This window comes from Mucilaginibacter sp. OAE612 (assembly GCF_041806395.1).
Taxonomy (GTDB): Bacteria; Bacteroidota; Bacteroidia; order Sphingobacteriales; family Sphingobacteriaceae; genus Mucilaginibacter; species Mucilaginibacter rubeus.
Genome location: NZ_JBGMUW010000001.1, coordinates 985,219 through 1,009,766, shown reverse-complemented (window position 1 = coordinate 1,009,766; position 24,548 = coordinate 985,219). Strand labels below are relative to the sequence as shown.

Sequence of the window (24,548 nt, the reverse complement as noted above, 5' to 3'; positions counted from 1 at the left end):
TTAATGATTGCAGTTGTTTATAGCGGATCGTACTTTGCACATTGGAGGCTTACTGATAAGGGAAGAACTGTTGCTTCCTTTAAAACCAATGGCATAAATCCCTATTTTAACGACGAGAAGCACATCCTTCAACTGCTCAATAAAAACATCAATCTTATACACCACGCCGAAGTGATCAGACGCATCTACTTTTTTGGTGCGGGCGCCTCGTCAGATGAGCGGAAGAAGATAGTACATAGTGCTTTTTCAACCTTTTTCAAGTTTGGAAAAGTTTCTGTTGAGCATGATATTGCCGGGGCGGCTATAGCCTGCTGTAAAAACGAACCCGGCATTGTGAGCATTTGCGGCAGCGGCAGCAACGCCGCCTGGTATGATGGAAAAAGAGTTTGGCCAAACAATTATGGCTTGGGTTATATCCTGGCCGATGAAGGATCGGGCAACTGGTTAGGCAGGCAGCTCATCAAGGAATTCATGAACGATACCCTGCCTCTATCTATCCGTAAAAAGTTTATACACAAATACGATGCAGACCGTAAAAATCTGCTCGAAAAGGTTTATCGTCAAAAGCAACCTGCTTTATTTTTAAGTTCCTTCACCGATTTTTATCTCGATAATAAAAACGATCATCATCTGCAAAACGTCATAAAAAAAGGATTTAGCAAGCTAATTTCCACATATTTGTTACCTTTATATCAGCAACACCCGGGTACGTCTGTTCACTTTGCAGGCTCTGTTGCTTTTAATTTTCAGGAACACTTGTATGAAGCTGCCGCCGAAGCTGATCTGCAAATCACTAACATAATTAAAGAACCCATAAATAATTTATTAACCTACTATTCAAGTAAAAATTAAAAAATCATGAAAATAGGAATTAACGGTTTCGGCCGTATTGGCCGCCTGGCATTCAGGGCTGCAATTGAAAGACCAGACATTGAAGTTGTTGGTATTAATGACCTTGTTGAGCCAGATTACATGGCTTACATGTTAAAATACGATTCAACCCATGGTCAGTTCAATGGTACTATTGCTGTTGAAGGCGGTCATTTGGTTGTTAACGGTAAAACCATCCGCGTTACTGCCGAAAAAGACCCTGCCAACCTTAAATGGGGTGAAGTAGGTGCTGAGGTGATAATCGAATCAACCGGTTTGTTCTTAACTCAGGAAACTGCTCAAAAACACATCGACGCCGGTGCTAAAAAAGTAGTAATGAGCGCCCCTGCAAAAGATGATACCCCTACATTTGTAATGGGTGTTAACCACAAAGCGTTAAAAGCCGATCAAAACATCGTTTCAAACGCTTCATGTACTACCAACTGTTTAGCCCCTATCGCTAAAGTATTGGACGATAAATTTGGTATCGAAGAAGGTTTGATGACTACTGTACACGCTGTTACTGCAACTCAAAAAACAGTTGACGGCCCATCTGCAAAAGATTGGAGAGGTGGTCGTGGTGCTTACCAAAACATCATCCCTTCATCAACAGGTGCAGCTAAAGCAGTAGGTTTAGTTTTACCTCAGTTAAAAGGTAAATTAACAGGTATGTCATTCCGCGTACCGGTTGCCGACGTATCTGTAGTTGACTTAACTGTACGTTTGAAAAACGGTGCTTCATACGAAACCATCAAAGCTGCTATGAAAGAAGCTTCTGAAGGCGAATTAAAAGGTATCCTTGGTTACACTGAAGATGAAGTTGTATCTGAAGACTTTAAAGGCGATGTGCGTACTTCAATTTTCGACGCTAAAGCAGGTATCGGTCTGAATGATAACTTCGTAAAAGTTGTTTCATGGTACGATAACGAGTGGGGTTACTCAAACAAACTGATTGACCTTGTTCAGGAAATTGGCAAATTATAATCGCTGATTTTTTTAGATCATATAAAACGCCCTTCGGATAACCGGAGGGCGTTTTTTTGTTTGTCTGAACCGGGATTTGGGGGGATCTTTCGGATAGGCAGGATTTTTCTTGTCTTGGGCGGGATTTACAGTTTTTTTGATACCTGGATTTTCTTGTCCTGTTTGTGGAACTCCGGTAATCCGTGAATCGAATAAATCCAGGTTCAGACAATTTATTTACTACCGCGGGTTTAGCGATAGCGTAACCCGTGGGGCGCACAGGTTAAGCTTCCAGCTTAACCACATGGTACCGCAATATGGATTGCAAATTAAAAAATCCGAAATCAAACATCCGAAACCCAAATCATAACAATGGCGTTGCCTGCGGCCCAGGCTTTTCGTTGCAAGTCCTCGCCTTTCCCTCCCGCAATCCTAACCCGCGCTGTGGGCTTTACACTGCAATCCCTAACGCGGCCTGCGCACAACCACGATAAATACCAAAGGCTTTCCGTCCGTCCGTATACTTGTGTCACTATGCTTAGGGACAGGTAGCGGACGGTGGGTACGAGTATGCAGTTTTGGGTTGAATATTTAAGATAATTGATTAATTTACCTTACTATAAACCATATTGCCTATACCTTCTAATAATTAAATTCTAACAATGGGTAAGCCAGATAAAAAAGAAGACAATGAAAAAATTTCAATCGAGAAAGCAATTGAAAAAACAGGATATGTTTTAGAGCATAAAGTAGCCTCAATGCTTGAAAAAGAACACTGGTCTGTTATTCATAATCGATATTATTTAGATGATGTCACCGAACTACAAAGGGAAATGGACATGATCGCATACAAGACCGTTTTACTCGAAGACGATGTTAAGCTATTTACAGCGTTAATAATAAGCTGTAAAAAAAATTCGGAGTTTGATTGGGTATTTCTCACACGGAAAGCCCCTGGAATGGACATTAATATAAATATGTTGCCAGTAAATTTTTCGTCAAATATTGATGTATTTAATTATCAAGTAAGCGATATCGACTGGTCAAAAGAAAAGTTTATAAAGAAGTATGACTCCAATAGTCTTATCAATAAGATGTATAATTATAATAGAGTAGTGTTTGCTTATCAGGAAATAAGAAAATCTAATAATGCACCCAGTAATGATTCCAATATCTATTCAAGCATTGCCTCGTTGATTAAAGCCCAAGCTTATGAAATTTCCTCGTTAAAGGATGGAAGGAAGAAGAATCAAAAATATATTTATAATATAAATTTATTATCAGTCGCTGATCTTGATTTTCATGAACTCCATTATGAAAATGATAAAGTAACTGTATCAGAAATAAACAGAATAAATTATTTAAACCGCTTTTTAATTAGTAGTCAAGAACAGCATTCCAAAATTGATTTTGTCAAATTCGATATTTTGAAGTCTGTTATTGAAGAATACGATACCCTACATAAATGGAATATTAATTTTTATCGAACGGTTAATAAAGACTTTTTTGATAACGTTTTTAAGGATTATAAAAAGAAATCATTTATTATTAATAAAACTAAGTCTCAGTATTTGGACTTAGTAAAATTCTCCTATCGACAAGAAACCGGGATTAGTAAGGATTTTACATTTTTGGTTTTAGAAACAGATGAAAATGGGCTTAATATAAATGTATCTGATATTGACTCCGAAAACGAACACCTTAATCGTAACGAAAGATTGAAAATCAGAACAGCCGATTGGTTGAAAGATAATTTTAAATATTCTGGGAATTTCACTTTTACCGACGACTTCCTACCATTTTAACATTATAGCTTTTGAAGCAAGGAGAGTCTCCCAACTGGTGCGGGTATGCAGCGCAGGGAAAAGCGTGGCGTACTCGTGACTTTTTAATCTGTAAACCTATTTTAGGACGATACATTCCAACTTGCGCGAGTATGCAGCGTAGGGAAAAGCGTGGCGTACTCGTGACTTTTTTATTGTAAACGTATGACAGGATTTAGCAGTCAAACTGTAAACTTTTTTTAGGATGAGACAGCCTTCTCCTAAGCGGAAGCTTTTAATTCGCAAACGCTGTTAAGTTTGTTTTTAAAGTCTTCTCCTTCGTAGAGGATTTAGGTGAGGCCATTATCTTTTTGTCACCAACTCCCTAAAACCAACCAGCTCATCCCATCGGGCAGCGGGCGGGCGGTAGTAGGTCAGCATCTGGTATTCGTTTTCGGTTTCAAAGTGGCTGCCCTCAAAAGGGATATCATCGGCCTGGCCTGTTTTGGCATCTACCCAAACGTATTCGTAATCGTACACGCCTTGTTTTAACAGCATATTTACGGTGTACCTGCCATTGTCAAGCGGGTGCAGCTTATTGCTATCATCAAGGCGGTAATTGTTAAACTGGCCTACTACGTATGGTGCTCCGTCTTTAGGGTCTTTATTGGTTGATAGGGTGAAGTATACGTGCGCGTAATCGGCATCGGTAGCCGGTGTGGTGCCGTCGTTATTCAGGATATAAAACTTACCGTCGTTATCGTACTGAAAAATGTAGTTGGGCTGATCGCGCACGGGGTCGCCAAGCAGCACTACCACGTTGGTTGAATCTTTGTAAATTTTAGCTACCCTTTGCGAATTAAGCTTGAGCGTACGCATATCAAACAGCCTGAACTCGTTACGGCCCGGAAAATCATTAATGCTTACATCATTATAAATTAACTGCGAACCACGAATATAAGTTGGCTGCCCGTTAAGCACCGCTGTTTCGGTACGGGCGTTTTGCATAATAAAAGTACGCAGGGCATAAGCAGGGTTCTGCACAACAAGCCCGGAATAATCAACCGTAAAATTGATTTTTTGATTAGTTTGCCGGGTAGCATTATTGGCCGAAGCTACCAGATCGGCAGCTATCGAAACGCGTTTGCCCAGCACGTACAAGCGACGGGTAAGCACCATTTTGTTTTGATCGCCATCTTCATAAACCTTCAGCACATAGTTGCCCGATATTTTGGGGGCGATGTTATTGTTGGGCAACGAAATTTCGTAATGGGTATATTTTTGCATGGTGCCGGTTGAATAGCTGTAATTGTACAGCCGGTCGTCGGTAAAGCTTTGCAGGTACTCGGCAGATGAAAGGTTTGACGAGTTCCAATTAGCATCGCAATGCTCAATGGTATAATAGTAATTACGGCTGCCCCCGCGCAGATCATCGAAAGTTAGCAGCACCTTTTCATCGGTCCCCAAATTAATAACCGGGAAAGAGCCCTGCTTGGCAGTGTTATAAAACTCCACGCTTTTTATAGCCGGCGAGTAAACGTTGTTGTTGTAGGGGGATTGTTGTGCAAAGCTTTGTTGAGCAAATAAGATAAGGAGCGCAATACTCAAAAAAAATCTCATCAATTTCATTCCTCTTCAATATCTGTTTTATCCTGCAGCCAATTCTGCCTGACATCAAAACTAAACAATGCAATTGATAAAAATAAGAATGGGGCGCCTGTAGCAAATGTAAACTTAGCACCACCATCGTTGGACATATTATGTGTCTGGTAAAATAAACCTATCCACATAAATATAACACCAATAAGCCGTGTAATTACATGCATTCTGTGTGTACCGAAAAACAACAAAAGTTGTCCGATAAAAAAGAACAACGCTGATGCCGCAAGGGTGTCTTCATTATTATTGGATAGTTGTAATGAAAACTTAAGCCCTTTTGCTATCGGGGCCATGATTTCAATCAACATCATTGGTACCGCGCCGTGACCTGCCCCAACTATAATAAGGCAACTGGATATTATTATAGCAATGACAAGGCTACGGTATTGATTGGTCATTTATTAATTTAGGTTTATAGTCGCTATTACAACGCAATAGCGACTTTCGTGTTCATCAGGGCCCTCTTCGAGAGACCCTGATGGGACGTTAATTGATGGGACGTTAATTCACAATAACAGTTTACTCCACACGCTCATCAAAGCCCTCTCCCTTTCGGGGAGGGTTGGGTGGAGCTTACGATTCCAACTCCAATATCTGCTCGGCCAGTGCTTCCCACTTTTCCTGCAATTGTTTCAGTTCGGTTTGTTTGGCGCTGTAGGCAGCGTTGGTTTGTTTTAATTTGGCGTTATCGCTGTATATTTTTTCGTCGGCCAGCTGGGTTTCAAACTGCTTTACTTCTTTTTCAAGGTCGGCAATTTGCTGTTCCATTTTGGCAAGGTCCTGGTTCAGTTTCTTAAGCTGCTGATGTTTGTTTTCGCCTTGCGGCTGTTTAACAGGCTCGGGCTTTTTCTCTTCCTTTTTAGGCTGAGGTGAAGGCGCGGCAGCTTTGGGCTCCAGCTTGCGTTTGGCATACCATTCGTCAAACTCGGCATAAGTACCAGGGTAGATCTTGATCTTCTGATCTTCAATAAACCAGATCTTGTTGGCTACGTTATCAAGGAAATACCTATCGTGCGATACCACAATGAAAGTACCCTCGTACTGGTCAAGCGCCTGGATCAGGATATTAACCGATTGCATATCCAGGTGGTTGGTAGGCTCATCCAGTACCAGGAAATTGGCATCCGCGGTAAGCGCCTTAGCCAGTGCCACACGTGATTTTTCACCACCCGATAATACCTTGATCTTCTTGAACACATCATCGCCTGTAAACAAAAACGAACCTAAAATGGTACGCAACTCGGTATCAGTATGTTTTGGGGCGAATGATTGCAGCTCCTGCAGGATCTGGTTTTCGAGGTGCAGGGACTCCAGCTGGTGCTGTGCAAAAAAAGTAGTAGTTACGTTATGACCGGTAGTTACCGTACCTGTATAATCCTTATCGGCCGATGCGATGATACGCAACAGCGTTGATTTACCTTTACCGTTGGCACCGATGAGGGCAATTTTATCACCTTTTTCAATTACAGCTTCGGCGTGGTCAAGAATATCGATAGCAGGGTATTTTTTGGTGATATCCTCTAAAGTGATCACGTGCCTGCCCGACTGTTTGCTGAAACGGAAAGCGAAGTTAACGGATGGATTATCGTCATCCACATCATCAATACGCTCCATCCTATCCAGCATTTTAATGCGCGACTGCGCCATTTTAGCTTTAGAGGCTTTAGCACGGAAACGCTCGATCAAACGCTCTTCCTGTTTAATTTTTGATTGCTGGTTTTTAAACTCACCGCGCTGAATTTCTTCGCGCAGGGCTTTTTCTTCGAGATAGAAAGAGTAGTTGCCCGCGTAGACGGTAAGCTTGCCTTTGCGAGATTCAACCGTGCGGTTGATCACTTTATCCAGGAACCACCTATCGTGCGATACGATAATGATGGCGCCGGGGAATGATTTCAGGTAATCTTCCAGCCATTGGATAGACGGTAAATCCAGGTGGTTGGTAGGCTCATCCAGCAAAAGGATATCGGGTGCCTGCAACAGGATCTTGGCCAGCATTACACGCATCCGCCAGCCACCCGAAAAGGTGCTCAACTTACGCTTGCAATCCTCATCGCTAAAGCCTAAACCGGCTAAAATCTCATGTGCTTTATATTCGATGTTGTAACCATCGAGCAATTCAAACTCGTGCTGCTTGTCGCTCAGCTTATTTAAAAGATCTTCGCTATAATCCGTTTCCAGCTTTTTAAGCAGGTTCTCGATCTCATCGTGCAGCTGATTTTGGCGCTCAAAGGCTTCCATGGCCACATGTACGATGTTTTTATCGGATGAATATGACAGCAGATCCTGGTTAAGGTACCCCATGGTAAGGTCCTTAGCCATGGATACCGTTCCGGAAGTAGGCTTATAGTCGCCTACAATAATTTTTAAAAGGGTAGTTTTACCTGTACCGTTGGCACCAATTAAACCAATTTTTTCACCGGGTTTAATATGCCAGTTGGCTTCATCATAAAGGGCCCGCGCACCGATCTCGAACGTAAGGTTATTTATAGCAATCATTTATGCGCAAAGATACGCCTTTTTGTTTTAAGGCGAAAGGTGAAAGGTTCTTTAGGAGGAGGTGAAGCATGCAAAACTGCAGCTACCTTTTGCCTTTCACCTTTTGCCTTTTACCTTTTATTTGCAAAGCCGCAGCTACCTTTTGCCTTTCACTTTTACCTTTTATTTGCAAAGCCGCAGCTACCTTTTGCCTTTCACCTTTAGCCTTTTACCTTTTATTTGCAAAGCCGCAGCTACCTTTTGCCTTTCACCTTTAGCCTTTTACCTTCTAAAGAGCTCCCACCGCTTTCAACCAGGTTTGGGCCATAAGGGCTTCGCCGGCTACACTGGGGTGCACGCCATCGAGGTTCCAGTAAGTTGCCGGTGCTGTTTGCTCGGCTTTGTCAAATGCCGATTGGTAAGGCACAAATACCGCATCAAACTCTGCAGCAATATCTTTAGCAGCTTTACGGAAGGTATCAAATGTAGGGTACCATTTATCATCAACGGCCTTCACGTTTTTTTCGGCGAAGGGCTCGCAGACTACCAGTTTAATATCGGGCAGGGCCTGTTTAGTACGGGTGAGCAGTGCGCGGTAATCAGTAATGTACGTATCTATTGTGCCTTTATAGCCACTGGTAAGGGTATGCCAAAAGTCATTCACGCCTATGTGAATACTCAATATGTTTGGTTTAAGGGCAAGGCAATCGGTATCCCAGCGCTCGGCAAGCTGATATACTTTATTACCGCTGATACCTTTATTGTAGATTTTTAAACCTTTATCAGCGTGTTTAAGCAGCAATTGTGAAGCAGTTAACAAAGCATAGCCCGAGCCTAAAGCGCTGGTAGTATTGGGTTCGGTTTTGCTATGGTCACGCCCCCAGTCGGTAATGGAGTCGCCCTGAAAAAGCACTACATCGCCCTGGTTAAAGGTTAGCTTTTTTGCAGGTCTTTCGGCAGCTAAAGCCGATGAAACAATTGAGGGTATGCCCATAGCCGCAAGCGTGCCTACAGCGGTGGTTTTTAAAAAATGACGACGGTAGTTTTGTTTGGTATCTTTCATTTGAGGATTATAAGGGTATTTGCCGAAAATACTGATTTGCTATAACTATTAAAATTTTGTCGGGTTTTGTACCAGTATTTGTAAAAGGAATATTACGTGCCTCCACAATTGTAGCAACAGTTCTTATTTATCAGCCACAAAATTTATTGGCTTTGCCGGATCAAAAGTAACGTAAACCCGTTTCCAGGGCTCATCATCTATCAACCGCCATTTGTGTGCCGTTCCGGTAATATCCTGCGCTATTAGTATTTCGCCGGGCTTAAGTACAAACTTTTCGCCGGGATAGGTTTCAAATTCAAGCGTACCGGTAAGGGTTATTACATATTGATTAGTTGGGGCATTATGATAATCATAAAACGCATGCGGTTCAGATTCCTGAAACCTTATTGCCAGACTTTCGTTAAGCGGCCCTAATTCAACCATACCTTTTTAAATATGCGAATGACCGTCATCACCGGTATATAACCTGTAGGCTTTTATCATGCAGGCTAAACTAATATTTAAGTGCTAATTCAGCTCAATTATTATGTAATTATTATAACGCAGTTGTACCACTTATGTAAAGTGTTCATTTTGATTAGTGTTAAAGATTACCTATTTCCAGTAAACCTTTAAGTATTTATTTCTTTAACCGATAGCTCATAAAAAACGCTATTTTTATTGCAGATAATTACAGCACCGATAAGAGCTTTCTATCAAACCATGAAAAAACTTTTACTTATTTTTTGCTTTATTACAGCAGCACACAGCTTTGCGTTTGCCGATAAAACTGCTATCAACCATTTTGTAATTAAAGAAAACCCCTTTGCGGTTGATGAGGTAGCCGTAGTTGCAACCGATACTGCAGGCGTGATACAGGAAAATGTAAACGGCATTTTCACCTTTGTAATGAACGGTTTTACCGAAGAACTTAAGTTTGACAAAGGCACGGCTTTTTACCGCCACAAGCTTGACCGTTCAACCTTCCTGTACGCCAAACATATGAACGATTCCGGCACACATGCCATACTATACTACATTTACAAGCATGATAGTAAACTAAGTCCGTTCCATATCAGCTGGGTATTACTGATAGCTATCCCTCTTTTACTGGTGTTGCTGGCCTATATGTTTAAGCGGTTCATCATTATTGCGTTAGTAATATTTTGTATCTTCCTGTATTTCAACTACCACAACGGATTAAGTATCCCAACCTTTTTTGAAAGCATTATCGACGGGTTGAAGAATATGTTTTAGAAGGAAGGTAAAAGGTCAAAGGTTAAAGGTTTTTTAGGGGACGTGAAAGCAAAACGAAAAGTAAAAGGTTTTAAAACAGATGCAAACGTAAAGCTGCAGCTACCTTTTGCCTTTCACCTTTATCCTTTTACCTAAAAATCTTAAAAAGGTAATCCAATACCAAAGTTCAACTGCATAAAGTTGTAATCTTCTCCGTTGGCTGCTTTGTAAGCCTGTTTGAATGAACCTTTGCTAAACAGTTCGCCGGCATGGTTAATCAGCACCCATTGGTTAGCTCCGCTAAATTGAGGGTCTTTAAGCTTAAAGGCGGCATCAAGCCTAAAAACGAAGAAACTTAAATCAAACCTCAACCCTGTACCTATACCTACAGCCGTTGAGCTTAAAAAGTTGTTTAATTTAAACTGACCGTTGGGGTTATCGGGCTCGTCATGCAAGCGCCATACATTACCGGCATCAACAAAAACCGCACCTTTAAGCTTTGCACCAAAAAAGTTATTGGCCAACAGGTACCGGTACTCGGCATTAGTTATAAACTTGATCTCGCCAAACTGGTCAAGGTATTTCAAACGTGCCCGGTTATTAACATCAGTACCGTAATATGTGCCCCGGTTAAATTGCCCTGGCCCTAAGGTTCGCGGCAGCCAGGCCCTGATATCATTGGCTCCGCCTGCATAAAAATTCTTTTCAAAAATAAGTTGATTGCTATTACCGTAAGGGATACCTATACCCGGGTTTATACGGAAAACAAATTGTTTTTCGCCACCAAAGTTTCGATAGATGCGCGTATCAAGCTCAACTTTGGTATACTGCGCAAAAGTATATCCAAAAAGCTTATGTTGCCCAAGAGTATCTTTAGGAGCATTGGTGAGATTGCTTACCAGGTTAAGAAAATTCCCGCCAATATCTAAACTGCCCCGGAAATAGGTAAAATTTTCATAACCATTAAGCTTTATGGCGTTAACCTGGTAAGTGTATTGGCTACCGGATGTGAAAACCGTACGCCCGATTAAATAAACATAGGAGTACCTGTTTTGAGCAAGCAGCGCCGCCCTTGCAGCCGGATCAATTATACCTCTCGAAAACTCAATGTTAATGGGCGTAATAGTATGCGTTTTATACGGTGTATCAAAAAAGTCGTACGTAATGGAATTGATAAAACTTTCGCGCTTAACCAGATCTTTTTGGTAAAACAGCGAATAGTTTGATGAAAATGTGGTGTGTGGAACCGCAAATTTACCAAGAAATGGAAATTTGAACGGAAGCAATAGCCGCGGATAGACAAGCTGTGCTCCTACCCTAAACTCCTGGTTTTGGATACTACTGTGGTCGTTGCCCACATTGTTGCCGTTATCAAAAAGGATACTCCAGTTAACTTTCAGCTGCAATATAGCGGCCTGTTTAAATAAATTCCTGTCGGTAAAAGTATTACCCACGTTATAACCAAAACGACCGCCGCTAAAAAGCACCTCACCTTCTACACGGTCACTCATCCGTTTAAGCGGCACAATATCAATCCGGGTATTAAGCCTGTTAGAGCTATCTTTCAGTTTTTCGTAAACGGGGTTGGGCACATTTCTGAAAACATTTAATTCGGATAAGCGCGTGGTGGTGCGTGTTTGCTTATCAATATCGTATATTTCGCCTTTTTTCTGAAAAACGTAATCGGTTACTACCCTTGGTTTAAACCTTTTTGAGTAGTCAACAAACCTGAATTGTGAATCAACCTGTATCGTATCAACTTTGCCCGGTGTACGCCCCTGGCTGTTTGATATCGTAATTAATGTATTGTTGATGGTATAAACCGGGTGCTGTGTTTTCCCCGCCGGGTTATCAATTATCATTTTTACATCAACCACACTGCTGTTAAAGGTAGAATCATAGGTAAAATTGATGTACTGCCTGTAAAAGTCGTAGTAGCCATTATGCTTCATCAGCAAATAGAGCTGGTCGCGGTCGTAAGCTAAGCTATCGGTGTCAAACCTGCCGCCCGGCTGTATGTGCGAGATCCTGTTACGGTTACCACTATACAACGCCTTAATATTATTATCGGCAATACTATCAGTAAATTTGCGGATGCGAAACATAGGGCCTTCATCAGCAGTAAAAATCAATTCAGCCTTTTGCTTTTTTATCACCACACTGTCGGTGACCTTCGCTTTCAGGTAACCACGGCTGCGGATGTATTTTTCCATCTGTACACGCGAGTACTCGATCAGGTTACTATCAACAACAACGGGGGCTTCGCCTATATTTTTTTTACCTTTATTGCTAAAAGTATAGTACAACTGCAGATTGAGCCAGTTATTGGGTTGTTGCTCCTTATCCACATAATTTATAGCGGTTTCCGCAAATTGCTCGTCAATGCCTTTTATAGTAATTTTGCGTACCAGTGTCTGGTCTTTGCGGATGCCACGGGTAATGCTGCAGCCCGAACCGATAATAACCAGTAAAATACTTAATATTGTAAGGCGGTAAACAGCAGGCTTAGTATATGCTTTCAAAATCACAGATCAGTTTATTAAAATCCTTACAACATAAAAAATTCCGTAAAGAGCATGGCTTGTTTTTGGTTGAAGGTTACAAATCAGTTGTTGAGTTTGTAAACGCTGCATACCAGGTTGATGCTATATACCACACATCTGAAATTGCCCCAAAAATGATGAATTTATCCCGAAAAATAAATTTTCAGGAAATTTCATTGACCGATCTGGAAAAGATCAGCAGTTTGAAAACCCCGCAAGAGGTAATTGGTTTGATTAAAATACCAAAATGGCCCGAATTAAATTATAACTTACTGAAAAACAAGTTCTCGCTGGTGCTTGACGGGGTGCAGGACCCCGGCAATATGGGCACCATCATCCGCACGGCCGACTGGTTTGGCATTACCGATATTATTTGCTCAGATGATACCGTTGATGTTTATAACCCCAAAGTGGTGCAGGCTACCATGGGCTCATTAGCACGGGTAAATGTGCATTACGGCGATTTAATAACTATCATCCCCGAAATAAAGCTTCCTTTATTTGGCGCTATGCTCGATGGCGAAAATATCTATAGCACTAATTTCGGTCATGAGGGTTTACTGGCTATGGGCAACGAGGGTAATGGCTTACGCCCTGAAATACAGCAGTTAATAAATAAAACAGTAACTATACCCCGGATAGGTTATGCCGAATCATTGAATGTAGCGATAGCTACGGCCATATTATGTTCAGAAATAAAAAGAAATTCGTTCAAATAAATTTGCCCGCTAAAAATAATTACTATCTTTGCAGTCCTTAAAAAAGGGTCGGATGGCCGAGTGGCTAGGCAGAGGTCTGCAAAACCTTTTACAGCGGTTCGAATCCGCTTCCGACCTCAGGGTTAAAAAAATTTAAAATAAAAGACAATGGGCGTTACTCGTTTAAAAAGAAAAGACAGGAGAAATAAAACTTTTTCACGCTTAGAAGTACAGTTCTTGAAACTGGCTACTAACCTTGAATACGGAAGCCGTTCTGCTGAGTCAAAACACAGCCAGATAGCTAAAAACAATGCAGCTTTAGATATCGCATTAGGCAAATAATTCTCTCCTTCTTCGGAAGAAAAAGCTTAAAGTCCTGCCGGTTTCCGGCGGGACTTTTTTTGTATTATGATTTTGAACCATGATTTTTAGGATTTGAGGATGGACTTGATATTTTCTTCCAAAGCCCATGTCCTTACGGATTCAGACAAAAATATCATTCAATAAACTAAAAGGCATAAGGTCTCCGCGAGGAAACGGAATATCCGGCATCAAAATGTATATTTCAGGGTAATCCTCAAATCCTAAGAATCACGGTTCAGAAGCTTCCTGTTAATCCTTCCAATCAACCCCGGCCCTTCATAGATAAAACCGGTATACAATTGTACCAATGAAGCGCCCGCGTTTAGCTTCTCAATGGCATCCTCCGCAGAGTGAATCCCCCCCACTCCGATGATGGGGAATGATCCGTTAGATTTTTTATGCAGATAAGCAATAACTTCTGTTGAGCGTTGGGTAAGTGGCTTACCACTCAAACCGCCGGTTTCTCCTTTTAATTTCGATGGAGATGAAAGGTTTTCACGGCTGATAGTGGTATTGGTGGCAATTACCCCGGCTATGCCTGTTTGCTGCACAATATCAACAATATCGTCCAGTTGGGAATCAGTTAAATCAGGCGCTATTTTTAGCAGGATAGGTCTGCTGATACCATGTTTACTATTGCGTTGCTGTAATGTGTTCAGGATTTCCATCAGAGGCCCCTTTTCCTGCAGGGCGCGCAAGCCCGGGGTATTGGGTGAGCTTACGTTCACTACAAAATAATCAACTACATCAAACAGGCGGTCAAAGCATTTAATGTAGTCGTTAACAGCATCCTCATTAGGGGTAACCTTGTTTTTACCAATGTTGCCGCCAATGATCAGTTGTTTGTTGATATTTTTCTGATCGCGCCTGAAAGCTGCGATTCGTTCGGCAGCTATGTCTACACCAAAATTATTAAACCCCATGCGGTTAATGAGCGCGCTATCTTCCGGCAGGCGAAACATGCGTGGCTTTTCGTTACCAGGTTGCGGCAGCGGTGTAACAGTGCCAATCTCAACAAAACCAAAACCAAGGTTGGCCATTTCGCCCATCATTTCGGCGTTTTTATCAAAACCCGCGGCCAGGCCAACCGGGTTCCTGAACTTCAGACCAAAAACCTCGCGTTCAAGCTTCGGATCTTTTACATCCCACATCGCTTTACTTAACGATGCACCGCCCGGAAAACGATTAAAGCGCTTGAGGTTGCGGGTAACAAAGTAATGCACATTTTCCGGATCGAACTTAAACAGGATGGGTTTTATCAACTGATACATGCCGCGAAGTTAGCACATTTTTGTAATGGTGAATAAAAGTATGGTATAACCGGCATCTGTTTCATCTTTGTGATCCTATGCTGTATTGCCTCCCTGCCTGACAAGAGCGAAGTGCATCTAAATCAATTCAGGTTTCGTCAATCCATTTTTAAACTAACACATTTTGGCGAAGCCATTAAACAGTTTTGAAAAAATAAAATAAAAAACATAGTACTATGTATTGTATAGTACCGTGTTTAATATTAACTTTGTTTTAATCGAACTAAAACAATCTGAATATTATTAAAATGGATACTAAACCGCTACTATATACAGGCATCATTATTCCCATTATATTTTGGCTTTCAACCATTATTTGTGGGTTTGTGCATGGTAATTACAATCATTTCAGCAACACTATCAGTGAGCTGGGCGCTATCGGCACAAAATCTGAAACGTTGATGGAAACATTTACGCTGCTTAATACAGTACTCAGTGTGTTTTTTATGGCGGGCCTGTTTATTGCGTGCAGCCAGTTGCAGCTTAATATCCTGCCCGTGTTTGGAGTGATAGGTTTCCCTATCATGTTTGGCTGGGCGACTATATTTCATGCAGGTAACCCACTGCATTCGGCATCCGGGCCGGTGTTTTTGACGCTTTATATCGGTGCGCTGCTATCTGCTATTTTATGGCGGGGAGAGGAGTTCAGACAGATCAGGAAGCTTTCGCTATTAAGCCTGAGTATTATGCTGCTCATCTTTATCCGCTTCATTCCTTCGGCTACTATTCAAAACAATTATACCGGGCTTATTCAAAGATTGGCCCACCTGGGTTGGTCGGTTTGGTTTGTATCGCTCGGCTCCTGCTTTATAAAACTGCTCAACATCAAAGAGCAGCATCAATTAAAATAATCACATTAAAAAACAACAACATGAAAAAATTATTAGGTTATGTATTGGTTGTCATAGGTTTGATAGCCTTATTAGATGCCTGCCACATAGGCGGAAGGCATACAGTGATTTCTGAAAACGCTGATGGCAGAGAAAGACGGATTGAATACTGGGGGCACGTGTATTTTACCGCTGATAGCACGGGCATCAGCAGGATCTCGCCCAATGGGAAGGTAAAATACAAAAATAATGACTTTGAAATCAGTGCCGAAAGCGATTATAACGGGCGTATTACCTATCAGTTTAATGACGGCGAAAAGAAAAAGGAACTTGATAATAACGAGAAGATTTCATTAGCGAGTGCCGTACGGGATATGATGAAGATAGGGCATTACGCTAAATAACTATTATATAAGGTAAGTGTAGCTTACTACCCCCGCCTGTGCCCTTCAAGCTTTGCAAAGAGGGTAAGAAAAAACATCCCTCCTCTCTTTATGCTTATTTAGAGAGGAGGTAATGAGCATAGCGGTGCCGGGGGGGAGTAACGGCAATTATTTCATCCGTACATATACCTCATTATACCCATCGGCTATATAAATCTCGTTCAGGTAAAGCGTATCGTGCCTTATGAGGTATGAAACCGGGCGAGTATCAAGCGTAGGCCCGGAGATCAATAATATATCTGCCTTTTCTGTCGGGCTATATTGATAGTTTGGAGTAGTGCGAAAATTGCCGCTAATCTGTAGCACGTTGTTTTGGAACCTTTTGAAACTGCTATCAGCATAAAATTCATTTCGAATATTGTAGCCGCTGCTTTGTGGCGTAACGGTAAAGCCGCCAATACCGCCAATTGATTTTACCCAGCGCCATTTGCCAACAATACTGCTGCTGCCCGGGCCGGGAAGGTCGCCTTTATTACAGGCGGTTATACTACCTAATAAAATTACGGATGCTGCTAACAGGATAATTTTCATAATTGTGGGTTTATAAGATACCTTACGGTACAGCACATGGCTTTGCTACAATAAGTTGTAAAATAATTTAAAGGGAAATACCTGTTGTATATTCAGCAAAATTCTTTGTATCATTAAACCATGATTATTGTAATACAGTGTAAAGACAAAGTGGGCCTTGTGGCGGCCATATCTGCAACATTAGCCAAACACCTGCTCAATATAGTTTCCATGCGTGAGCACGTTGATCATAACGAAAATGTTTTTTTTACGCGCCTGGAAGTTGAACAAGGCGACGACGCCGGCCTCGAAGATTCATTACGTAAGATACTGCCCGAAGGGGCTTATATTTCAGTAAACCCTGAGCCCATGAAGAAAGTGGTTGTACTGGCTACCAAAGAGTATCATTGCCTGAGCGATATCCTGGTGCGTAACCACTTTAATACCCTGGGTGCAAGCGTGCAATGCGTTATCGGTAATCACGCCAAGCTGCAAAACATATGCGAGCGATTTGACATTCCTTTTTATCATATCAGCCATGAACAGGTAAGCAAGGCTGAATTTGAACAACAGGTGATCGGTGCCATTAAGCAATACACTCCTGATTATGTGGTGCTGGCTAAATTTATGCGGATCCTGTCGCCCCAATTTGTGGCTGAATTTCCGATGAAGATCATTAATATCCATCACTCATTTTTACCCGCGTTTATAGGTGCCAATCCCTATAAACAGGCGTTTGAACGGGGTGTGAAACTCATAGGGGCAACAGCGCACTACGTATCAAATGAATTGGATGAAGGGCCGATCATTGCCCAGCAAATTGTTCCGGTAAATCACTCATATAGCTGGACAGACATGGTAAAAGCCGGCCAGGAAGTGGAAACCGCCGTATTAGCCAAAGCATTGAAGCTTGTTTTTGAAGACCGGGTATTTGTTTATAAGAACAAAACGGTAGTGTTTGAGTAAACACACCAACCAATATTCGGGATAGTAGCGATACCGCCAATGCGAAGCTAAGCTTTCCCGGCCTCCTTGCATGTTTCTCTAAATTCTGAATAGAATTACTCCTGGCTTACAAAATTTTGAACCCTCGTAAGTTTTCGCAGGTTAAATACTCTTCAGTGTATAACTTATGTTATAACGTAATATTTACTTTTAACTTTGTTCAAGTGCTGTTCGCATCTTATCTAAATACTACTATGAAAAAACTACTTTCTTTATTATTTATGGCTATACTTTCTGTTTCAGCAAGTTATGGCCAGCATCAACTTACTATTGCCACGTATAATTTACGTAATGATAATGCTACAAATGATGATTCTGTACGAGGTAATGGCTGGAAACAGCGCCTGCCGGTTATAACGCAGCTCATCCGCTTTCATAACTGGGATATTTTTGGCACCCAGGAGGGGTTGGTACACCAACTTAATGGTTTAAAACAGGCCATGCCCCAGTACGCTTATACCGGCATAGGCCGTGATGATGGTAAAACTGCCGGCGAGTTCTCGGCCATTTTTTACAAAAAGGATAAATTTAAACTACTGAAACATGGCGATTTCTGGATGGCACCGATCACCAACAAGCCCAACAAAGGCTGGGATGCCGCACTTCCAAGAATCTGCTCATGGGGATATTTCCAGGAGATAAAAACCGGGTACAAGTTTTACTATTTTAACCTGCATATGGACCATATAGGTGTTGTTGCCCGCCGTGAGAGCGCAAAGCTGGTATTGAAAAAAGTGAAAGACTTAGGCGGTAGCTCCCCTGCTATTTTATCAGGCGATTTTAATGTTGATCAAACGTCTGACAGCTACGCGGTAATCAATAACTCGGGGAGGTTGAAGGATAGCTATGAGCTATCGCCCATAAAATATGCTACCAATGGTACTTTTAATGACTTCGATGCTAATGGTAAAACCAGCGGCCGTATCGATCATATTTTTGTAACCAAAGATTTTACGGTAAAGAGATACGGGATCTTAACGGATACCTACAGGGCAAAGGCTAAGGGATCGGATAAATATGAGGCTAAGGAGCCCAGCGACCATTTCCCGGTAATGATAATGGTGGATCATAAATGACCCACCATACCAGAGATTTAGTTGATTGATTAAACTAAAGATTTTTATAAAGATTACTTCACTATAAGTGTAGCAATTGAGTGCGGCAGGGCAGTAGTGCCTGCCGCTTTTCCTTTTATCCAAAGGCTGTAATCTATTTTTTCATCGGTTTTGTTCATTACCACCACTGCAATTGAGCCATCGGGGTTTTGGTAAGCGGTTGTTAACAGCTTATCCCTGCTGGCTACCGCGCTAATGCGTTTTGCACCGGGGTGAATATATTTAGAGAAATGGCCGATGTAATAATATGAACTGGTGTAGATGAGGCTTCCGTTGCGCAGGTCGGCATGTACCGGGGCAAAGCAAAAGTTACCTACGTGATTTGGCCCGCCGTTTTCGTCAAGCAATACGTTCCAGTCGGTCCAGGCAACGGTACCGGCATTAAAGTCATTGATCATTGAAAGGCCATAACGTTCGCCAAGCGACCAGTCATTGATCTTGTTGAAATCAAATTTTTCGATACAACCTTCGGTAAATACCAGGTTTTTGCCCGGGAATGCTTCATGGGTACGACGGGTGGCTTCAAAATTTTGGCCTGCGCCGGTCCAGGTTTCATACCAATGGAACCCGATACCCCAGATGTATTTGGCCGCTGCCGGATCGTCCAGGATAGTGCTGGCGCGTTGGTAAAGCAAATCTCGGTTATGGTCCCAAACTATCAGTTTTTTATTGGCCAGGCCTTGTTTTTGCAAGGTTGGGCCCAAAAAGTTCTTTACAAAATCACGCTCCTCTTCGGCAGTATACATGCATGATTCCCATGTTTGCTTAGCCATCGGTTCGTTTTGTACCGAAAGGCCCCATATAGGAACCCCTTCTTTTTCATAAGCTTTAATAAACTTAACGTAAAAGTTGGCCCAGCTTTGATCAAATTCCTTTTTGAGCTTACCTCCATGCAGTACATCGTTATTATCTTTCATAAAAGCAGGAGGGCTCCAGGGTGATACAAACATGGTCAGTTTACCTCCCGCAGCCGCTGCGGCCGCTTTAATAAAAGGAATCCGGTAGGTTTTATCATGACTGATATCAAAGGTTTTTAAGTCCTTATCACCATCTTTTACATAGCTGTAACTATCGCTCGAAAAATCACAGCTTTGAATATTGGTGCGACCAAAGGAGTAACCAATGCCTTTGGCTTTATCATAGTAAGCGGTTAAAAATTCTTTTTGTTTATCTTTTGGCAGTTTAGCATAGGTTTCGGCTGCCGCATCTGTAAGCGCACCGCCAATTCCAATCATCGTTTGGAATGTTTTGGCCGGATCAATAAAAACTGCCACCTCTGTTTCCGCGGGTTGAGGCTTATCTGCAAACTTCAGGGTTTCGGTTTCTTTAAATTTATACCCGGCCTTTTGCTCAGAGACAATCACCTTGACCGATTTGCCCGCTACTGAATAAGGCGCTTTACCCTGAGCGCTGACAAAGCCAATCTTTAATAATCCGCCCGCGATCAAACAGGCAATTAAATACTTTTTTTGCATGAGTTTAATTAATAGGCTTACCGGCTTGGTTACAAGCCTGGACTGTGGCTAACCGGAGTTGTCAAATTTATTAAACTTAATTAAAAAAAAGCAAAAATCACGATATAAATTATCACCTCAAAAGGTCGTGCCGGGCAAATTGATACGCCTTAATACCAAATTTTATCTTAATTTAATCAATTGATAATAAACACATTGAACGATAACTCATATAGAAATTGCTTACAAATTTGATGCGCTAAAATGCATTTTAAATTATAGTGTATTTTTTACACCGGCTATTGTTTTTGAGCCTTAATTTCTTCCTCAATGTGCAGGCTTTCTTTATGGATAGCGTTCATAAGTTCGGTAATGAATGTGGCGGAGAGCCCTTCCTGTTTTCCGGCTTCGACAGTTTTTTCCAGTACCTGTTTAAAACGGTCGGCCTGGAGGGCCGGAATATTGTTTTGTGCTTTATAGATGCCGATCTCTTTTACTACCCTCTCGCGTTCGCCCAGCAAGGCTATCAATTTTTTATCGATGGAATCAATTTTGATCCGGTTGTTTTGTAGCGGATTGCTGGCAGAAGTTTGGGTCATAGGTGTTGATTGGGCGTTAACTAAACTGTACCGGATCATACACACTAAAAATAATACAAAAGCGCGGTTAAATGATTTCATATCAGATGATTTTTTGAGGCAAATTTATAGAAATAACCTTGCTGTTAATGGATTGTTTCGGGATTGATGCAGAGTTACTCACTCCTGACATCACTACACTCGTTACCCTTTTATTTGATGCTCCTTTATTTCTTTTCACTTTATTTAATAAGCTAATTTATCATTAATAAAAAAACGAAGAGCACAGGCAGGTCAGCCGTGATGTGTGATGTTAATACTCGTTCAAAGAATTTACATGTACCTACATATATACAAATTAATTTTCCTAAATTTGAATAAAACATTTTACCGGTAAACCTAATTTTTGATATGGATTTTTTAAAAGCGATATACGAGCATATTACTGGATTTTTCGGCCTCGGCGGATTGTATACCATCATCAAATCGGGCGATTATGGCAAACTACTTACCTATGATGGTATTACGGCTTTGTTAGGCCCAATGCTACCTGTATTGCTGGTGTTTGAGATCATCAGGGGGGCGTTCTATAAAAAATTCAAGGTGATCCACTACAAGATTTCTTTTTGGACATATGTGCTAAATGCTTTTATAGGCAGCGTACTTTCCATTGCCATGGTAGGGTTTTGTATCGGCTTCTTTTCGAGGTTTGCCATTTTTAAAACAACGTTTACCTGGTACTGGTTTATTTACGGCTATATAGTATGGGAGTTTGCTCATTTTTGGTATCACTACCTTGCTCATAAAGTGAGGATCCTATGGTGCCTCCACTCAACCCATCATGCACCCGAAAGCATGAACCTTTCGGTTACTTTCGCCCATTTTTTCCTTGAAGCGCCTTATGCAGATCTCATCCGCACCAGCATTTGTATTTTATTGGGTGTAAATCCGCCAATGCTGTTTGTGATCATGTTTGTGGATGGCTTTTGGGGATCAATGATCCATATCGGTGAAAACCTTATTGAAGATGGGCGTCTTGGCTTCCTGAACAAAATCGTGCTCACACCATCGCATCACAGGGTACATCATGCACGTAATCCATTATATATGGATACCAATTTCTGTAACCTGTTACCGATTTGGGATAAAGTTTTCGGCACCTTCCAAAATGAAGACCGCAAGATCCCTATTGAATATGGCATCAGTCGCCCCATGATTAAAAACAGCTTTTTGGATGCTTATTTTGGCGAGATCATAGCGCTGGCCAAAGATGTACGCAAGGCGCCCGGTATTAAAAACAAGTTTCTGTACGTTATAATGCCACCCGGCTGGAGCCATACCGGCGATCATAAAATGACAACAGTGGTTAAAAAGGCCTATTTTGAATCGCTTGGGGAGAAGGAAAATAACCAGGAAAAAAAAGCTGTGAAGCAGGGCGAAAAAGAAGAAATGGTTTAAAAGTACTTTTAAAACCATGTCATTGCGAAGAAACGTGGCAACTAAACGAATGCACAGCCGTCATTCCTCCTACCTATGACAACTTAAAAAAGGGGGTGTCATACTGAGCCTGTCGAAGTATGGCGGGCAGGCCTCTGCGCACGAGTCTTCGACAGGCTCAGACTGACAGGCCCTCTTTGTCATCTAACCTTCAGAGGCCTCCGGGTTTAAACACTCACAATGACATGTCTTTTATTTTAAATACTTCATCTTTAATTCTCCAGCACTGCCCTGCGGCAGTACTTACTCCTGTAGTCCTGCGGGGTTAAGCCTGTTATCCGTTTAAAGATCTTTCTGAATGTCTTTAAATCATTATACCCAACCTTATACATCAGCTCACTGATATTGAAATTGGTTTTCTCCAATCCTTTTTTTACCGATTCGATCTTTACCTTTTGCAGGTATTCCATTGGTGTATTCTGCGTGGCGCTTTTAAACCGGCGAATGAAATTACGCTTGCTCATATTGGTTTGTCCGGCAATCTCCTCTACTGAAATAGGCAGATGATAATTATTTTCGATAAACAACTGCGAGCGCATAATTTCCTGATCTTCATGCTGATGCTGCCCTTCAAACACTTTAAAGTGCGCCTGGCTGGTACGGTCAATATCCAGCGAAAACATTTTGCTGGCCCAAATGCCGGTATCCCTGCCGCAATATTTTTCAATCAGGTACAGGATCAGGTTCATGCTTGAAAAAGCACCGCCACTGGTATAAGTCCCGTCTTTATCGGTGGTTACCATATCGGGTAAAATATTCACATCCGGATAGCGGCGTTTCATATCATCAACAGCAACCCAATGTGTAGTACAGGGTTTGCCGTTAAGCACACCCGCTTCGGCCAAAAAATAACTGCCGAAACACAGACTGGCCACTTCCGCGCCCTTATTGTACATGTTCCTTATAAAATCAATCAGGTTTTTGTTTTTACGCATCACCAAATCAGGCGGACCATAAAACGCCGGGGCTATTACCAGGTCGACATCTTTGATCTCATCAATGGTTTTAAAACCGGTAAACTGGGCAGGGAAATAAAGCAGGTTATTATTTATTTTTTCACCTACAAGCATTACGCTAAAGGCCTCGGTTTTGCCGCTTTCTACCAAAAAACGGTTAGTATGTCTCACCATATCCAATACGCCCGATATGGTTGAAAGATTAATGTCTTCGTGAATAAGCAGCGCTATTTCTTTCATTTGTTATAATTCAGGTTATTACAAATATATAAAAGCACCCGGCACAAAAACATGCGATAAGCCTTAAAAAACGCAGATCATTGATAAAAAGCTATCACTTAACCAATTTAAAATTAAGCGTTTAAACATCAACTCAAGATTTCGGCTATCTCTTCAAAGCCCTTTTCGCGGGCGAGGTCGGCGGGGAGTTTGCCACCTTCCATGCGTATAAAAAGCTCGGCACCGTTTTCCAGCAACAGGATAATGAGTTCCAGGTTACCATTTTGCGCGGCCGAATGCAGCGGCGTAGCACCGGCCTGCTGTATCACATTTACCTTCGCACCGTTTTCAATGAGCATACGGGCAATCTCAGTATAATTACCTGCCGCCGCCGAATGAATTGGGAACACGTTGAAACCATTATTTGATTGCAGGTTAACATTTGCGCCTTTGAGCACCAGGTAGCGCGCAACATCAAACTGTCCAAAATAACAGGCAAGCCCTAAAGCAGTAAAGCCATCTTCGGCGTAATCATCAAGAGTATTTGGGTTAGTAGTAACCAGGTGGGCAACCGTATCAAATTTGCCGGCCGCAGCCGCTTCAAACAAACTAATATCGTTTACATAATTTAACAGTAAACCGGTAACCTCCGGCTTTTTATAATAGCACGAAAGCATAAGCGGCGATACCCTGAGGCTTGTTTTTTGAGTAGCCAGCGCAGGGTCGCGGCCAAGCAGGGTATTGATACTATCTAAATCGGCGGATGCGATATATTCTTCCAGTCTTTCTATGCTCATTACTTAATTAAGTAAAGCGTTTACTATTAACGGCGTTGTTATATTCACTTTGTTAAATTTACGTTTATGTTACGGGTAAATGTTGTTTTTCAATTATACTAAAAAATTAAAAATGTTGACAATAAGTTATATAATCTGTTAACTTTATATTCATTCGGCCTGTAATTTTTTGCGGGTTAACGAATCTTATATAAAATATTTACCGGGTGTAACTGCAAAGTT

The 24,548-nt window shown here is 41.7% G+C and carries 23 protein-coding genes and 1 tRNA gene; 12 read left to right on the top strand and 12 right to left on the bottom strand.

The annotated features are described in order from the left end of the window. Positions 1-3 precede the first annotated feature (3 nt). The 3 genes from ABID99_RS04355 (at position 4) to ABID99_RS04345 (ending at position 3,638) form a co-directional block, all read left to right on the top strand. On the top strand, positions 4-852 hold the full coding sequence (locus ABID99_RS04355) for a hypothetical protein (protein WP_188833902.1): 849 nt from the start codon (positions 4-6) through the stop codon (positions 850-852). A 6-nt stretch (positions 853-858) separates the two neighbouring features. Next, positions 859-1,854, top strand: a complete 996-nt coding sequence (gene gap / locus ABID99_RS04350; RefSeq protein ID WP_373612985.1) for a type I glyceraldehyde-3-phosphate dehydrogenase — start codon at positions 859-861, stop codon at positions 1,852-1,854. Between the two features lie 641 nt (positions 1,855-2,495). After that, positions 2,496-3,638 (top strand): hypothetical protein, encoded by a 1,143-nt coding sequence (locus ABID99_RS04345; protein WP_373612984.1) that lies wholly within the window; start codon positions 2,496-2,498, stop codon positions 3,636-3,638. Between the two features lie 321 nt (positions 3,639-3,959). Here ABID99_RS04345 and ABID99_RS04340 read toward each other — a convergent pair whose 3' ends face one another. The 5 genes from ABID99_RS04340 to ABID99_RS04320 form a co-directional block, all read right to left on the bottom strand. Further along, positions 3,960-5,216 (bottom strand): DUF5103 domain-containing protein, encoded by a 1,257-nt coding sequence (locus ABID99_RS04340; RefSeq protein WP_373612983.1) that lies wholly within the window; start codon positions 5,214-5,216, stop codon positions 3,960-3,962. 5 nt (positions 5,217-5,221) lie between these two features. Beyond that, positions 5,222-5,653 carry a hypothetical protein gene (locus ABID99_RS04335; RefSeq protein ID WP_373612982.1) on the bottom strand — a complete coding sequence of 144 codons (432 nt, stop codon included), beginning with the start codon at positions 5,651-5,653 and terminating at the stop codon, positions 5,222-5,224. A 175-nt stretch (positions 5,654-5,828) separates the two neighbouring features. Continuing rightward, positions 5,829-7,751 (bottom strand): ABC-F family ATP-binding cassette domain-containing protein, encoded by a 1,923-nt coding sequence (locus ABID99_RS04330; protein WP_373612981.1) that lies wholly within the window; start codon positions 7,749-7,751, stop codon positions 5,829-5,831. 268 nt (positions 7,752-8,019) lie between these two features. Further along, positions 8,020-8,793 (bottom strand): SGNH/GDSL hydrolase family protein, encoded by a 774-nt coding sequence (locus ABID99_RS04325; protein ID WP_373612980.1) that lies wholly within the window; start codon positions 8,791-8,793, stop codon positions 8,020-8,022. Between the two features lie 123 nt (positions 8,794-8,916). Further along, on the bottom strand, positions 8,917-9,216 hold the full coding sequence (locus ABID99_RS04320; protein ID WP_373612979.1) for a hypothetical protein: 300 nt from the start codon (positions 9,214-9,216) through the stop codon (positions 8,917-8,919). Positions 9,217-9,495: 279 nt separating this feature from the next. Here ABID99_RS04320 and ABID99_RS04315 point away from each other — a divergent pair, with 279 nt between their 5' ends. After that, positions 9,496-10,029, top strand: coding sequence for a hypothetical protein (locus ABID99_RS04315; RefSeq protein WP_373612978.1), 534 nt, complete (start codon positions 9,496-9,498; stop codon positions 10,027-10,029). Positions 10,030-10,169: 140 nt separating this feature from the next. Here the strand turns inward: ABID99_RS04315 and ABID99_RS04310 are convergent, their stop codons facing one another. Continuing rightward, positions 10,170-12,530, bottom strand: a complete 2,361-nt coding sequence (locus tag ABID99_RS04310; RefSeq protein ID WP_373612977.1) for a BamA/TamA family outer membrane protein — start codon at positions 12,528-12,530, stop codon at positions 10,170-10,172. On the opposite strand from ABID99_RS04310, the gene ABID99_RS04305 reads away from it, so the two are divergent. The 3 genes from ABID99_RS04305 (at position 12,521) to ABID99_RS04295 (ending at position 13,591) form a co-directional block, all read left to right on the top strand. Next, positions 12,521-13,270: a TrmH family RNA methyltransferase gene (locus tag ABID99_RS04305; protein ID WP_373612976.1), complete on the top strand. Its 750-nt coding sequence runs from the start codon at positions 12,521-12,523 to the stop codon at positions 13,268-13,270. The genes ABID99_RS04310 and ABID99_RS04305 overlap by 10 nt on opposite strands. A 46-nt stretch (positions 13,271-13,316) precedes the next feature. Then, a tRNA-Cys gene (locus tag ABID99_RS04300) sits at positions 13,317-13,387 on the top strand. 30 nt (positions 13,388-13,417) lie between these two features. Further along, complete coding sequence (locus tag ABID99_RS04295) at positions 13,418-13,591, top strand: spore protein (protein ID WP_090527770.1); 174 nt, start codon at positions 13,418-13,420, stop codon at positions 13,589-13,591. A 242-nt stretch (positions 13,592-13,833) separates the two neighbouring features. On the opposite strand, the gene ABID99_RS04290 is transcribed toward ABID99_RS04295, so the two are convergent. After that, the gene (locus tag ABID99_RS04290; RefSeq protein ID WP_373612975.1) at positions 13,834-14,883 is read right to left on the bottom strand and encodes a quinone-dependent dihydroorotate dehydrogenase; all 1,050 of its coding nucleotides are present in this window, start codon (positions 14,881-14,883) and stop codon (positions 13,834-13,836) included. Positions 14,884-15,170: 287 nt separating this feature from the next. Here ABID99_RS04290 and ABID99_RS04285 point away from each other — a divergent pair, with 287 nt between their 5' ends. Next, complete coding sequence (locus ABID99_RS04285; RefSeq protein ID WP_373612974.1) at positions 15,171-15,773, top strand: DUF998 domain-containing protein; 603 nt, start codon at positions 15,171-15,173, stop codon at positions 15,771-15,773. Positions 15,774-15,793: 20 nt separating this feature from the next. Then, positions 15,794-16,156: a hypothetical protein gene (locus tag ABID99_RS04280; RefSeq protein ID WP_112652910.1), complete on the top strand. Its 363-nt coding sequence runs from the start codon at positions 15,794-15,796 to the stop codon at positions 16,154-16,156. A gap of 147 nt (positions 16,157-16,303) precedes the next feature. Here ABID99_RS04280 and ABID99_RS04275 read toward each other — a convergent pair whose 3' ends face one another. Then, positions 16,304-16,726: a hypothetical protein gene (locus ABID99_RS04275; protein ID WP_373612973.1), complete on the bottom strand. Its 423-nt coding sequence runs from the start codon at positions 16,724-16,726 to the stop codon at positions 16,304-16,306. Positions 16,727-16,846: 120 nt separating this feature from the next. On the opposite strand from ABID99_RS04275, the gene purU reads away from it, so the two are divergent. Beyond that, positions 16,847-17,671 (top strand): formyltetrahydrofolate deformylase, encoded by an 825-nt coding sequence (purU, locus tag ABID99_RS04270; protein ID WP_373612972.1) that lies wholly within the window; start codon positions 16,847-16,849, stop codon positions 17,669-17,671. Positions 17,672-17,904: 233 nt separating this feature from the next. After that, entirely contained in the window at positions 17,905-18,786 is an 882-nt protein-coding gene (locus tag ABID99_RS04265) for an endonuclease/exonuclease/phosphatase family protein (protein WP_373612971.1), read from the top strand. A gap of 53 nt (positions 18,787-18,839) precedes the next feature. Here ABID99_RS04265 and ABID99_RS04260 read toward each other — a convergent pair whose 3' ends face one another. Then, positions 18,840-20,300 carry a glycoside hydrolase family 30 beta sandwich domain-containing protein gene (locus tag ABID99_RS04260; RefSeq protein ID WP_373612970.1) on the bottom strand — a complete coding sequence of 487 codons (1,461 nt, stop codon included), beginning with the start codon at positions 20,298-20,300 and terminating at the stop codon, positions 18,840-18,842. A gap of 278 nt (positions 20,301-20,578) precedes the next feature. Next, complete coding sequence (locus ABID99_RS04255; RefSeq protein ID WP_373612969.1) at positions 20,579-20,959, bottom strand: chorismate mutase; 381 nt, start codon at positions 20,957-20,959, stop codon at positions 20,579-20,581. 309 nt (positions 20,960-21,268) lie between these two features. Between ABID99_RS04255 and ABID99_RS04250 the strand changes: the two genes are divergently transcribed. Further along, positions 21,269-22,315 carry a sterol desaturase family protein gene (locus ABID99_RS04250; protein WP_373612968.1) on the top strand — a complete coding sequence of 349 codons (1,047 nt, stop codon included), beginning with the start codon at positions 21,269-21,271 and terminating at the stop codon, positions 22,313-22,315. A 251-nt stretch (positions 22,316-22,566) separates the two neighbouring features. Here ABID99_RS04250 and ABID99_RS04245 read toward each other — a convergent pair whose 3' ends face one another. Together ABID99_RS04245 and ABID99_RS04240 are read right to left on the bottom strand one after the other, a co-directional pair. Next, a complete protein-coding gene (locus tag ABID99_RS04245; protein ID WP_188833915.1) occupies positions 22,567-23,550 on the bottom strand; it encodes a GlxA family transcriptional regulator in 984 nt (327 codons plus the stop codon). 128 nt (positions 23,551-23,678) lie between these two features. After that, the gene (locus ABID99_RS04240) at positions 23,679-24,326 is read right to left on the bottom strand and encodes an ankyrin repeat domain-containing protein (protein WP_090527806.1); all 648 of its coding nucleotides are present in this window, start codon (positions 24,324-24,326) and stop codon (positions 23,679-23,681) included. Between the last annotated feature and the right edge of the window lie 222 nt (positions 24,327-24,548).